Origin of the sequence: Brevibacillus daliensis (assembly GCF_021245735.1) — a bacterium.
Classification (GTDB): Bacteria; Bacillota; Bacilli; order Brevibacillales; family Brevibacillaceae; genus Brevibacillus_B; species Brevibacillus_B daliensis.
Genome location: NZ_JAJISB010000004.1, coordinates 1 through 12,089, shown reverse-complemented (window position 1 = coordinate 12,089; position 12,089 = coordinate 1). Strand labels below are relative to the sequence as shown.

Below are 12,089 nucleotides of genomic sequence, written 5' to 3'. Positions count from 1 at the left end.
CAGCTCTTCTCTTAAGTAGCGAACTCCCATCATCATAATTCAAAGAACTCTTTTTTTCATTATAACGTTCTTGCAATTTTCCTGCCAAGGTTTATTTCACTCAACCTTTTTTCATCATTATATAAAACAAAGCTTGGCAATCATTCCAGAAGTTATCAGAAAACTTGAAAACATCTTTCCCGAAATTGCAAGTTGTCCTGCTACAGCTTTTCGTATATAATAAGCTTTGTTCTTTTAATTTTGCGCCCGTAGCTCAGTGGATAGAGCAGTGGTCTCCGGAACCACGTGCGTAGGTTCGATTCCTATCGGGCGTACCATTTATAACAATACCTCCGCCATTCAGCGGAGGTTTTTTATTTGGGCAATTGTAAACTACTTACATGTAGTTACTTCGTATTTTCCATATACCATGCCCGATTCTTGTTTATACATCTCTCGCCATTTATCTTCATATGGAATCACATCAATTTTCCTGATACTATTCCCCTCCATCTCTATCAAATTATAAAAAACCTCGAAAAATAGATACAAGGTCCGATATTTTTTTTACCTGTATAATTTGTATCTCCCAGTCCCCAAGCTAGGATCCCCATTCCAGGTCCATTCATTAGGGATAACTTCCTATTACCCCTGCCTTTTGTCAGCTTGTCTCTTCATTGCCATAATAATATATATATCATTATGAATTGAAGGTAGGGCACGACTTTATGGGAAAATGGAATTATAAATCTTTGGTAGCAGGAATAATTATCGGAACGGTATTAACTTCCTCAGTTGGTTATGCAGCTGTCGAATTGGCTGTGAAACCAGATATGGAAAAACCTCTCACCTTTTATTTTGACGGTGTACCAAAATCTCCACCACAACAAACCCAAGGCTTCCTATACAAAAATACTGCTTATGTCCCAGCTCGTTTTGTAGCCGAAAACATGGGAAAACCAGTAGTATATGACGGGAAATCCTTATCCATTTTTATTGGGAAACTCCCCGTTTCCAAAACCTACTCTAAATATCAGGCTGTCGAGCTCGTTCGTCAAAAGTACGGTCATTTGGTACCGTCACATTTTACTGTAGCTTACAGTCATGATGATGAGAGTGGCAATTATGTCATACATATCTTTGAAGAAGTAGTAAACAACTTCCAAACCGGCGATTCTTACGTAAATTCATTCGGTTGGTACATTGTTAATCCTAATTCAGGAATAATTAAGCCATTATTTGATTAGTAGAACATAACCTCAAGCGAAATAGTAAGACCCAGAGTCTCGACGACAATGGGTCTTATTCATTGTTAATTGTTAATTGTTAATTGTTAATTGTTAATTGATTCTTCTATGGTTCATCGATCTTGTCTATTTCATTTTTATGAGAATATCCTTTATTGATCGCCCAGATGGAACAACCTATAACTATTACTACGATAGCCACTATTGCTACTATGATTCCCGTCGTCATGTCATACCTCCTATCATCCGTGCTGTATACTATTTCTTTTTCTTATTGTACAGAATTTTCATGCTCTTAAAAAGGTTATGGCTTGTATGATATAATCTTCTCCGTCACATACTACCTCCAACGAGTATCCCACGAACAAATGTTTTTGTGCACAACCTGTTGATAATTCTGTGGATAACTGGGGAGGTATGTGGATATGCAGAAAAACGACCAGTTTTATTTAATCTATCAGGAAGCTTCGGAGGATGATTGCTTATTAACCATCCAACCCTACCAGACGACTGATGAACTCACTATGGCACTACGTCAATTAGAGAAGCTTGCGATCGATGACTATACCATTATTAAAGGTAAAAAAATGAAAGCCACTATGCGTGTTATGATTGATTTGGAAGAAGAGATTGACCAAAAGAGCAAACAGACACCCGAGAAAGAAGAAAACCCGGGCTTTCTTGAAGAATAATGACAAGAAGAGAGAAATTTTTTACGAAGTCAATCGTACTACTACATGGGAGGAGGAAAAGACATGGAGGATCATTCACAAATTGAGTTATATGCACTTAACTCACAAGCTGCAGAACATATCCGTGAATTCCTTAAAGGGGATGCAGATTCCTTCCGCTTATTAATTAACTTGTTTGACCAACGCGTGCAACGCATTGTTAGTAAAATGGTGTACTCCTACCACGACGCACAGGATTTGTGTAATGATATTTGGCTGAAGGTAGCTCAAAATCTGCACAAGTTTGATCAGGCATATCCGTTTCATGCTTGGTTGTATCGACTAACCTCTAATACTTGTATTGATTTTCTTCGTAAAAAAAGAGAAATAACGATAAAAGATGATCAGTTGTATCACCAGGTTAATAAACAGCAAAAAATGATGGATACACCTGAATCACTCTTTATGAAAAAAGAGTTCTATACTCAGATGAATGAGTTAATGATGCATCTAGATGAAGTCGATCGAATTATTGTAACCTTGCGTTTTATGGATGATTGTAGCTATGAAGAGATTGGTTCCATTGTGGGGATGAGTAAAAACACTGTAGGAACACGCCTTTTCCGCGCCCGTAAACAGTTAAAAGACCAACTCGCAAAAACTGCGCAAGAAAGGAGAATGGACGATGCAACATCCGGATGAATTTACATTTATGATGTATGCGGACAATGAATTATCACCGGAAGAGCATCAGTCGGTGAATGCTCATCTACAAAACTGCTCAGAATGTCAGCATCTATATGCGACATTTTTTGAAGACCACCTGGAGATTTCAGAGGCGGTACAACGTATCAATCCTCCCCTGCCCTCACTGTGTCTAAGTGCGTTTACGACTAAACAAATTAGTAAGATAGCATGTCTCCATAGAAGAAACTATTTATCAACGATGGGGCGCGTTCGCTTTTTAGCTGGTACGTTTGTCGGATTTGTTGTCTTTTACTTTGTTATGATTTGGGGACAATTTGGTGTAATCCTCGATAATATCTCATCTTTTCTAAGATTCGAAACGCTTATCAGTGCGCTCTTCTGGGTGCTTGATTTGCTAGATAATATGGGAAGTTGGCTACAAAACATGTACGTAGTAGGGTTTACTTTTTCCCTTCTCTTTGCTTGTCTCATCCTGATATATACGATTCGCCTTTCCTCTCGTCCAGAGTCAAATGAATGGAGGGCGCGTTCGTGAAACCCAGGGCGTTACTTGTCATCCTCTTGATTTGTAGCCTCTTTATAGCAGCAGGTGCCGCTCATGCATTAGGATCTTATAATCAGGATTATTACAACTTGCCTGTAAATGAGCACCATGAGGGAGATCTATTCATCTATGCAACGACCGCTGTCATTGATGGAACGGTTGAGGGGGATCTTTACGTATTCGCTGACACCCTCATTATAAAAGGTAAAGTAACCGGAGACGTTATCTCATTTACCAACAAAATAACAGTTGAAGGAATTGTAGAAGGAAATCTGCGATCCGCTTCTCAATTCGTTATCATCCCAGGGCAAGTCAAGAAAAATGCTTCTACCTTTGCAAACAACTTCCGCATTCCTGCATCAGGTAATCTGAACGGCAGTCTAGTGGGATTTACTCATGACTTGTTCGTCGATGGAAAAATCGGCAAAGAGACAAATGGATTTTATCGATATATCACCATTTCAGGTACATTAGAGCAAGGAACATCGTGGATTCGGACCGAAAGAATGCAACTGACTCCAACGTCGGTAGTAAATGGCGATCTGAACTATAATGCACTAAGCCAAGCAATCGTAGAACCAGGAGCTACGATTAACGGGGAGCACCAATATACGGCCATAGAAGAACAATCTAAAATAAAGCCGTTTTTGATGATGACGCTCACATCTGCCATCAGTACATTAATCTTCTGGTTATTAATTCGCTACTTTTTTACCAGTACACTTCAAACCGTTACGAATAAACTATCCGAACGACCACTTAAACTGTTCCTCAAAGGGTTAATTATATTGATCGTCACACCAATCATCTGTATTAGCATATTATTTACTGTAGTAGGCATTCCAATAGGTGTTGTTGGTCTCATCTCCTTCTTCCTGCTTTATTATCTGGCTAAAATATATGTAGGCAGTTGGCTAGGACATTGGATCATTACGCGCTTACATTATAAATGGAAACCGCTAGTAGCAGAGTTCGTAGGTGTCTTACTTCTGGTTCTTCTCCTGCAAATCCCTTATTTGGGATGGGGAATTAGTCTAGTCGTCAGTACGCTGTTCTTGGGAGCAGTTGGTAGCTCTGTTCGTGACAGTAACAGACAAACTTACACCTAACTATTCAACCTACACATTCTTTAGATGCTCTCTAGGTTTAGATTTCCTTATTTTGTGGTTACATTAAGGAAGAATATGTTTGTTTTTGTTTGACCTTTTTTGACCAATTGTGTATTATATTTTTATAACAAGGGAGGAGGAAAAGTATGAATATGAACTTGATCCCAACAGTTATCGAACAAACAAATCGTGGAGAACGAGCTTACGATATCTACTCTCGCCTATTGAAAGATCGTATTATCTTTCTTGGAACACCGATAAACGATGTGGTTGCCAATAGCGTAGTGGCTCAATTGCTTTTCCTGGAATCAGATGATCCTACCAAAGACATCAGTATCTACATAAACAGTCCAGGGGGTTCCATTACAGCTGGTATGGCAATCTATGATACCATTCAGTTTATCAAGCCTGACGTATCCACTATTTGTATAGGTATGGCTGCTTCTATGGGTTCCTTCCTACTATGTGCAGGAACAAAAGGAAAACGTTATGCTCTTCCAAACAGTGAAATCATGATCCATCAGCCACTAGGCGGTGCTCAAGGTCAAGCTAGTGATATCGAAATTGCAGCTCGCCGCATTATTAAAATGCGTGAGCACTTGAATCGTATCTACGCAGAGCGTACAGGTCAACCATATGATCGTATTGCAAAAGATACAGATCGTGATAACTTCCTGTCTGCACAAGAAGCGAAAGAGTACGGTTTGATCGATGAGGTCATTACGAAAAAGTAATTCCATGTATTAGAAAACTTGGCTTTGCCAAGCCTTTGGCGCAGGCAAAGCCTTAGTTGCACTTATGCAGATAAGAATTTCGATAAATTTTTATCTGTTGAAAAAGGGCATTCACACTTGGTGAAATGCCCTTTTTCTTATTCGTAAAAAACGATTATCCAGCTATATATGCTAAAGGTAACGTTTTCATTTTTCATTCTTCTTTATTTACAAGCCCTGTCAATTTTTCCACTGCATCCATCTCATCTGGCCCCTCAGCCATAATGGTGATCTCTGAACCCGAACTGATTGCCAAACTCATGATTCCCATAATACTTTTTGCATTTACCTTTTTGTTATCTTTTGCAACATAAATATCTGAGCGATATCGATTCGCTTCCTGTACAAAAAATGCTGCTGGGCGAGCCTGTAACCCGGTCTTTAGTTTAACTACCACTCGCTCTTGTACCATCTTGTGCCTCCCTACTACATCCTTTCTTTTCATTATAGCATGTCAGTAGAAAGATTTAATTCTGTTTTTCGCGCAAATTGTCTGCAATTTCATTTATTTTACGCAATCTGTGATTAATTCCTGATTTACTAACCGGTCCACTAGGGATCATTTCGCCTAATTCCTTTAAATTAATATCAGGATTTTGCAAGCGAATCTCTGCTACCTCCCGTAATCGAGGAGGTAAATTCTCCAATCCCATGACTTTCTCGATCAACTGAATGCTCTCCATTTGCCGGGTTGCTGCATTAACGGTTTTATTGATATTAGCGATTTCACAATTATGAAGACGATTTACGGAGTTACGCATATCTTTAACAATCCGAACGTCCTCGAAATACAACAAGGCCTGGTGAGCACCAATCACACTGAGAAAATCAGTGATCTTTTCACCTTCTTTAATATACATGACAAAACCTTTTTTCCGCTCAATACATTTGGCATTGAGATAATAACGGTTAGCGAGTTCAGTCAACGCTTCACAATAATCCTGATAGGAAGAGAAAATCTCTAGATGGTAACTGGATGCCTCTGGATGATTCACAGATCCACCCGCCAGGAAGGCTCCACGTAAAAAGGCACGTGCACAACATTCATTTTCAATTAAGTCAGGAGAAATACCCGGATAAAAGTCGAGACTCTTATCCATGATACGAAGATCTTCCAAAATTTCCATTGCTCTATGTGGAAGACGAACAATGTATACATTGTTCTTTTTCAATCGCATCTTTTTACGTACTAACAGCTCTGCATGAATCTGAAAAATCTCTTTGACTAACGAATAAATTCTTCTCGCAATCGCCGCATTTTCTGTTGTAATGTCCAAAACAAATTTGCCTGTTCCGAATTGAATGGTACCATTCATCCGAATCAAAGCGGCTAATTCTGCTCGATTACAGCAAGTTTTTCCTTCAATCATTGTTAATTCTTTTTTCGTAAGTGCAGCAAATGACATGCCTCATCGTTTCCCTTCCTGTTGCGAAATGATTTGGCGAAGGATGGTGACGACTTCTTTACTCACCTTTCTGGCATCATGGCGTAAATACATTTCCCCGAATGTAATCATCGGCTCAGCCACGATAGTCAAATCCAGTTCCTTGAGCTTATCCATGTTACATACTACAGGATAAGCACCCTTTGCCGCATATTTTGCTAAAAATGCTTCCGGTACCTCTTGTGTATTTACCACAACCGTCGTTAAAAACTCCACGCCTACATGATCATATAACGCGCGTACATGATCATATGCCGTATAGTTATCAGTTTCCCCAGGTTGTGTCATCACATTGCAAATATATACTTTTGGTACATCAGATTCCATGATTGTCTCAAAGATACCCTTTACCAATAAATTCGGCAAAATACTGGTATAGAGGCTACCTGGCCCCAAAAGAATGGCATCTGCATCTTTGATTGCATCCAAAGCCTCAATTAGAGGACGTGCATCTTCAGGTTCCAAAAAGACACGTTTTATTCTTTTGCCTGCTAACGGGATCTGTGATTCACCCGTCACTATTGTGCCATCTTCCATTTCTGCTTTTAAGAGGATCGACTGTGTGGAAGAAGGCAACACTTCGCCGCGTACCGCTAAAACCCCGCTTAATGCCTTAACAGCTGTTACAAAGTCACCAGTAATATCATACAACGCAGCTAGTAGCAGGTTGCCTACATTATGTCCTGCCAATCCTGTCCCATTCGTAAAACGGTATTGCATCAATTTTTTCATGAGCGGTTCCGTATCAGCCAATGCTGTAATAACATTTCGTATATCACCTGGTGGGAGCATATCCATCTCTTGCCGCAGCCTTCCTGAACTTCCTCCATCATCTGCAACGGTTACGATCGCGGTGATATGAACATTTTCTTCTTTCAAACCACGCAACAAAACAGAGAGCCCCGTGCCTCCCCCAATTACTACGATCTTCAGCTCCTCTTCAAGCAGCGGCGTTCTTCCTACAGCCATATGTCACCTCTTTTCTTCATGATGAGCTCTTCTAGATGTAGTTATCCCTCGATTAAATTATTATGTCTACTTGTTTTTTTCCATGTCACGGTGTGTTACTCGGACATGATAATCATTACGGAATGTTTCACCAATATGCTCAGCAATTGCTACTGATCGATGCTTCCCACCTGTACATCCAATAGCTATAACAAGTTGGCTTTTTCCTTCCCGCTGATAATGCGGAATAGTAAAACGCAGAAAATCAATCAGACGAGTCAGAAACTCTTGTGTATCTGTCCATTTCATTACATATTTCGCTACTTCACTATCACAGCCTGTTTTCGGTCTCAGGTCATCTACATAATGCGGATTGGGTAAAAAGCGTACATCAAATACAAGATCAGCATCAATTGGAATTCCGTATTTAAATCCAAAAGATTGTACATTTATTGTCCATTCCCTATTTTGATGCGAATATTGGTTAATGATTTTATCACGTAATTGCATAGGCTTCATTTGACTGGTATCAATGATTTGATTCGCTCTACCTTTCAAATCCTGTAATAAACTACGTTCAGCCATAATCCCTTCCAATGGTGTTCCACCTGTGGAAAGTGGATGACGTCTACGTGTTTCCTTATAACGTTGAACCAGAATCTGATCATTTGAATCTAGGAAAAGTATTTGAAAATGGATACCTTCCCGTTCAGATAATCCATCAATCGCTTCAAACAGGCTATCAAAAAATTCTCTCCCGCGCAAATCAATAACTAATGCTACACGTTCAATTCCTCTACCTGATTGGATGATAAGCTCAGCAAACTTTGGAATGAGAATTGGAGGTAAATTATCTACACAAAAAAAACCCAAGTCCTCCAGACTCTGTACGGCAGTCGTCTTCCCTGCTCCAGACATTCCTGTAATAATGAGCAGATTTACAGTTTTTTGTTTATTGTTTTCACCCATGTTCCCGCCTCCATCCTATTCTAAGAATACCACATGGTATAGCATTCCTGTATGCTTTTTAAGTCTATTGCTATTATTTTCCCTACAAAATATTTATCTGTTTATTCAGAAAAAACTTAATCTTTGCTAACAAAAAAAATACGCGATCTGAGCACCAGACCACGCAAAAAATGGTTTATAGAAAAAGGGGGCAATTCACAATCAAAAAAGTAACTGTCTAAATTGTAGCCCCCCAATATTTCAATACTATTACAATGGAGTTAAGAAATTGTTACATCTTTTTGTTTCAACATTTCTTCCAGGTCTTCCACGTATACCTGTGCATTTTGAGCCGCAATTGATCCATCACCTGTAGCTGTAACTACCTGGCGAAGTAATTTTTCACGAACATCACCTGCTGCAAGAATACCTGGGATCTTCGTACGCATTAATTCATCAGTAGGAATGTAGCCTGCCTCGTTGGTGATTCCCAATGGTTTTACTGCTTCTGTAAGTGGGTCCATCCCTACATAGATAAATACACCATTTGCAGGTAATTCTGTTTGCTTACCTGTTTTTACATTCTCCAAAAGAACGTTCGTAACCAAATTTTCTCCACGAATTTCTTTTAAAACAGTATCCCAGATGATTTCAATTTTTTCATTTTCAAATGCACGGTTCTGAATAATTTTTTGTGCACGGAACTCATCACGTCTGTGAACGATCGTCACTTTAGAAGCAAAACGAGTTAAGAAGATAGCCTCTTCAACAGCAGAGTCGCCACCACCGATAACAAAAAGTTCTCTATTGCGGAAGAAAGCACCATCACATACTGCGCAATAAGAAACACCGCGTCCAGAGTATTCTTTTTCACCTGGAACACCTAACATACGGTGTTCAGCACCTGTAGCAATGATAACTGATTTTGCTTTAAATTCTTTATCGCCTACAACTACTGTTTTATATGGATTGCCATCACGAACCTCTTTGATGTCTCCATATTGGTATTCAGCACCAAATTTTTTCGCGTGCTCAAACATTTTATTAGATAGGTCAGGACCTAAAATGCTTTCAAATCCTGGGTAGTTCTCGATATCTTCCGTGTTAGCCATCTGTCCACCAGGTACTCCACGTTCTAGCAGTAGTGTTGACATATTAGCACGTGACGTATAAACTGCTGCAGTCATTCCAGCAGGACCTGCTCCTGCGATAATTACATCATATACTTTTTGATCACTCATAATTGCAACTCCTCCTCTATCTATAGGCATCTACAGAGTTCAAAAATGCCTTTACTAGTAAGTTTGCTTGTATTTTTACCCTATATCAACCTGCGTGTAACAGATAGTTCATTCTTACTTGATACTTATTATAAAATAAGAATGTGTTTTAATCAAGAGAAGCTAGTGCTTGCAAGCACTTGGATAGCGTACCTTTTGATACACCATAGTTTTCAGCAGCCTTGCTTTGAGTCAGTTGACCTGAATTTTTTTCAAACAAATATTCCAAAGCAGCTACCCATGTTTCTTCTTTTCTAATACGTGTTGGAAGTTGTGCACGTAAGCAATAATCCTTCCAACGTGCCATCATCCATTCCCTTTTTTCCTGATCGTTAGGTTTCGGAAACGCATTTGTAATTAGTTGAAGAACATATTCCTCTTCAGAGAGAGTCAGGTAGTCATTCTTTTCTATATCACAGTCAGCAAAATTGTCTTCCATTCCTATTGTAGGATATTTCTTCTCATTCCATTCTGAGGCTTCTGGTAAGTGAGCTATTTGCTGTTCTTCTTTGAGTAATTTTTTCTGTAGATCAGCAATTACTTTATGAGCTAATACCTTCAATTCCTCGTTAGGAGTCTGCTCTATAAAATAAGTAAGGGTACTAATAGCCTCTTCGTCACCTATCATACCCAGGGTGCGAATGACGCTTTCTTTCGATTCTTCTTTTCCATGTTGCAATGCCCAAAGAAGAGAAGCTCGAATCATCGGATTAGCTTTAAAATCTTCATCAGATACCGGTGTTTGGCTCAGTTCAACCTCGCGCATGGGGTGCTGATAATGATATGGGATCGTTTCCGGTGGCATTCCTTTCATTGCTTGATCTGCTTTATTCAAATAATAATCTGCAATTCCAGACTCTTCATCCAACTGGCGAACTTTTTTCCACCAATTCTTTGCCTGATTATATTTTCCTGATAAATACGCTGATGTTGCCGCATAGTGATAGGTGGAAACATCATGCATGATAGGCTGTTTAAGTATTTTTGAATACATTTGATAGGCTTCTTCATGCTGTCCTAGAACACCCATTGTGGTTGCCAGTTTGTACATATGCTCGTAATGGAATGGTCTTACTTTCTTCAAACGAGCAATAACAGGAACCAACTCTTTCCAGCGATTATGATGTGAGAGAAGGACAGCCATATTACAAATGGCATGCAAATTACCTGGTTCCTTTTCCAGGGCCAGTTCTATTGTTTCCATTGCTTTATCGAAATTACCAATGTAGTAGTATGCTAGTGCGAGATTATTCCATGCTGGCATAAAATCCGGTTGTTCTTTTATAAGAAGCTTCAAATTATCAACGGCTTGCATAAATCTTCCTGCTTCTAGTTGTTTGCGAGCTTCTTCATGTTTATCTGTTACTGGATCATCTTCCATATTCTCTAACGGATCACGTGGAGGCATATCCAGTTCAAAATATATATAGTGAAGTAGTTCCTGAGCTTCTACTGCATAAGCTCCTTCTTCATCTTTTTTCAAGTATTTCAGAGCCATATCGGCTGCCATTTCAAACTCATCCATATTCGCAAAGTTATTAGCAAGATAGAAATATACCTCTAGCAACGATGGGTCTATTTCTTCTATTACAGTAAAAAGAAGATCATTTGAATCCTCAAATTTTCCCATTTCAGCCAAAACACTTGCAGTGTTGCAGTAATAATTTGCATTACTCGGCTCCATTTCCATTGCCCGCTTGAAACATTGTAATGCTTTTGTGTGGTTGTTACGTTGCAGAGCACGCATTCCCCATTCAGCAAAAAAATCGGCTTCTCGGTGAAAAGCAGTAACGATGCCGCGGCTCTTCTGCTCTCTTGTATTCATAAAACCTCCTCTTTGATCTAGGAGCTTATCAAAGCTAGTAGTGATCTCAACATATCGTATCAAATCACAGCTTACCGCTCAACCCGGAAAACACTTGTAAACGATGAAGTGATCGATGAAACACAGAAAAAAACGTGCAGACACTCTCCCTTTCGGCAATTTGTCTACACGTTGTACATGTAATAGTTATGGAGCGGACGAAGGGTCTCGAACCCTCGACCTTCGCCTTGGCAAGGCGACGCTCTACCAATTGAGCTACGTCCGCAAAAAAAAATGGTGCGGGTGGAGGGACTTGAACCCCCACGGTCGCCCGCCAGAACCTAAATCTGGTGCGTCTGCCAATTCCGCCACACCCGCATGTGGAAAATGGTGAGCCATGAAGGACTCGAACCTTCGACCCTCTGATTAAAAGTCAGATGCTCTACCAACTGAGCTAATGGCTCGTACTAAAAATGAATGGTGGCTCGGGACGGAATCGAACCGCCGACACGAGGATTTTCAGTCCTCTGCTCTACCGACTGAGCTACCGAGCCAAACATAATTAAATTGAATCACCATTTATCAAAAAAATAAATGGCGGAGCTGACGGGACTCGAACCCGCGACCTCCGGT

The 12,089-nt window shown here is 39.8% G+C and carries 13 protein-coding genes and 5 tRNA genes; 7 read left to right on the top strand and 11 right to left on the bottom strand.

What is annotated here, in order from left to right; genetic code table 11:
* Positions 1 to 242: 242 nt before the first annotated feature.
* A tRNA-Arg gene (locus LM917_RS05940) sits at positions 243 to 317 on the top strand.
* A gap of 390 nt (positions 318 to 707) precedes the next feature.
* Positions 708 to 1,226 (top strand): stalk domain-containing protein, encoded by a 519-nt coding sequence (locus LM917_RS05935; protein WP_232696580.1) that lies wholly within the window; start codon positions 708 to 710, stop codon positions 1,224 to 1,226.
* A gap of 106 nt (positions 1,227 to 1,332) precedes the next feature.
* Here the strand turns inward: LM917_RS05935 and ytzI are convergent, their stop codons facing one another.
* Positions 1,333 to 1,455, bottom strand: a complete 123-nt coding sequence (gene ytzI, locus LM917_RS05930; protein ID WP_232696579.1) for a YtzI protein — start codon at positions 1,453 to 1,455, stop codon at positions 1,333 to 1,335.
* 196 nt (positions 1,456 to 1,651) lie between these two features.
* Between ytzI and LM917_RS05925 the strand changes: the two genes are divergently transcribed.
* The 5 genes from LM917_RS05925 to clpP all read left to right on the top strand — a co-directional run bounded on the left by LM917_RS05925 (position 1,652) and on the right by clpP (position 4,992).
* The gene (locus LM917_RS05925) at positions 1,652 to 1,918 is read left to right on the top strand and encodes a hypothetical protein (RefSeq protein WP_232696578.1); all 267 of its coding nucleotides are present in this window, start codon (positions 1,652 to 1,654) and stop codon (positions 1,916 to 1,918) included.
* Between the two features lie 63 nt (positions 1,919 to 1,981).
* Positions 1,982 to 2,599 (top strand): RNA polymerase sigma factor, encoded by a 618-nt coding sequence (locus LM917_RS05920; RefSeq protein WP_232696577.1) that lies wholly within the window; start codon positions 1,982 to 1,984, stop codon positions 2,597 to 2,599.
* Positions 2,583 to 3,140, top strand: coding sequence for an anti-sigma factor family protein (locus tag LM917_RS05915; RefSeq protein WP_232696576.1), 558 nt, complete (start codon positions 2,583 to 2,585; stop codon positions 3,138 to 3,140). The genes LM917_RS05920 and LM917_RS05915 overlap by 17 nt, the downstream gene beginning before the upstream one ends.
* A complete protein-coding gene (locus LM917_RS05910) occupies positions 3,137 to 4,258 on the top strand; it encodes a bactofilin family protein (protein ID WP_232696575.1) in 1,122 nt (373 codons plus the stop codon). Before LM917_RS05915 ends, LM917_RS05910 begins: the two co-directional genes overlap by 4 nt.
* Before the next feature lie 146 nt (positions 4,259 to 4,404).
* Positions 4,405 to 4,992, top strand: coding sequence for an ATP-dependent Clp endopeptidase proteolytic subunit ClpP (gene clpP, locus LM917_RS05905; protein ID WP_304502581.1), 588 nt, complete (start codon positions 4,405 to 4,407; stop codon positions 4,990 to 4,992).
* Positions 4,993 to 5,185: 193 nt separating this feature from the next.
* Here the strand turns inward: clpP and LM917_RS05900 are convergent, their stop codons facing one another.
* The 10 genes from LM917_RS05900 to LM917_RS05855 form a co-directional block, all read right to left on the bottom strand.
* Entirely contained in the window at positions 5,186 to 5,443 is a 258-nt protein-coding gene (locus LM917_RS05900) for an HPr family phosphocarrier protein (RefSeq protein WP_232696574.1), read from the bottom strand.
* A 55-nt stretch (positions 5,444 to 5,498) separates the two neighbouring features.
* Positions 5,499 to 6,437, bottom strand: coding sequence for a DNA-binding protein WhiA (gene whiA, locus LM917_RS05895; protein ID WP_232696573.1), 939 nt, complete (start codon positions 6,435 to 6,437; stop codon positions 5,499 to 5,501).
* A 3-nt stretch (positions 6,438 to 6,440) separates the two neighbouring features.
* Positions 6,441 to 7,445, bottom strand: a complete 1,005-nt coding sequence (gene mgfK, locus LM917_RS05890) for a gluconeogenesis morphogenetic factor MgfK (protein WP_232696572.1) — start codon at positions 7,443 to 7,445, stop codon at positions 6,441 to 6,443.
* A 66-nt stretch (positions 7,446 to 7,511) separates the two neighbouring features.
* Positions 7,512 to 8,393, bottom strand: coding sequence for an RNase adapter RapZ (gene rapZ, locus LM917_RS05885; RefSeq protein WP_232696571.1), 882 nt, complete (start codon positions 8,391 to 8,393; stop codon positions 7,512 to 7,514).
* A gap of 260 nt (positions 8,394 to 8,653) precedes the next feature.
* Positions 8,654 to 9,613 carry a thioredoxin-disulfide reductase gene (gene trxB, locus LM917_RS05880; RefSeq protein WP_232696570.1) on the bottom strand — a complete coding sequence of 320 codons (960 nt, stop codon included), beginning with the start codon at positions 9,611 to 9,613 and terminating at the stop codon, positions 8,654 to 8,656.
* A 148-nt stretch (positions 9,614 to 9,761) separates the two neighbouring features.
* Complete coding sequence (locus LM917_RS05875; protein WP_232696569.1) at positions 9,762 to 11,477, bottom strand: tetratricopeptide repeat protein; 1,716 nt, start codon at positions 11,475 to 11,477, stop codon at positions 9,762 to 9,764.
* Positions 11,478 to 11,666: 189 nt separating this feature from the next.
* Positions 11,667 to 11,742 (bottom strand) — tRNA-Gly (locus LM917_RS05870).
* Positions 11,743 to 11,751: 9 nt separating this feature from the next.
* Positions 11,752 to 11,834 (bottom strand) — tRNA-Leu (locus LM917_RS05865).
* Between the two features lie 10 nt (positions 11,835 to 11,844).
* A tRNA-Lys gene (locus LM917_RS05860) sits at positions 11,845 to 11,920 on the bottom strand.
* A gap of 14 nt (positions 11,921 to 11,934) precedes the next feature.
* Positions 11,935 to 12,010 (bottom strand) — tRNA-Phe (locus LM917_RS05855).
* Positions 12,011 to 12,089: the final 79 nt, after the last annotated feature.

Excerpts from the sequence above, each read along its gene's own strand:
- trxB (WP_232696570.1), bottom strand. The coding sequence starts at position 9,613 with ATGAGTGATCAAAAAGTATATGATGTAATTATCGCAGGAGCAGGTCCT.
- LM917_RS05920 (WP_232696577.1), top strand. The coding sequence starts at position 1,982 with ATGGAGGATCATTCACAAATTGAGTTATATGCACTTAACTCACAAGCT.
- whiA (WP_232696573.1), bottom strand. The coding sequence starts at position 6,437 with ATGTCATTTGCTGCACTTACGAAAAAAGAATTAACAATGATTGAAGGA.
- LM917_RS05915 (WP_232696576.1), top strand. The coding sequence starts at position 2,583 with ATGCAACATCCGGATGAATTTACATTTATGATGTATGCGGACAATGAA.
- LM917_RS05935 (WP_232696580.1), top strand. The coding sequence starts at position 708 with ATGGGAAAATGGAATTATAAATCTTTGGTAGCAGGAATAATTATCGGA.
- LM917_RS05925 (WP_232696578.1), top strand. The coding sequence starts at position 1,652 with ATGCAGAAAAACGACCAGTTTTATTTAATCTATCAGGAAGCTTCGGAG.
- clpP (WP_304502581.1), top strand. The coding sequence starts at position 4,405 with ATGAATATGAACTTGATCCCAACAGTTATCGAACAAACAAATCGTGGA.
- LM917_RS05900 (WP_232696574.1), bottom strand. The coding sequence starts at position 5,443 with ATGGTACAAGAGCGAGTGGTAGTTAAACTAAAGACCGGGTTACAGGCT.
- ytzI (WP_232696579.1), bottom strand. The coding sequence starts at position 1,455 with ATGACGACGGGAATCATAGTAGCAATAGTGGCTATCGTAGTAATAGTT.
- LM917_RS05875 (WP_232696569.1), bottom strand. The coding sequence starts at position 11,477 with ATGAATACAAGAGAGCAGAAGAGCCGCGGCATCGTTACTGCTTTTCAC.
- rapZ (WP_232696571.1), bottom strand. The coding sequence starts at position 8,393 with ATGGGTGAAAACAATAAACAAAAAACTGTAAATCTGCTCATTATTACA.
- mgfK (WP_232696572.1), bottom strand. The coding sequence starts at position 7,445 with ATGGCTGTAGGAAGAACGCCGCTGCTTGAAGAGGAGCTGAAGATCGTA.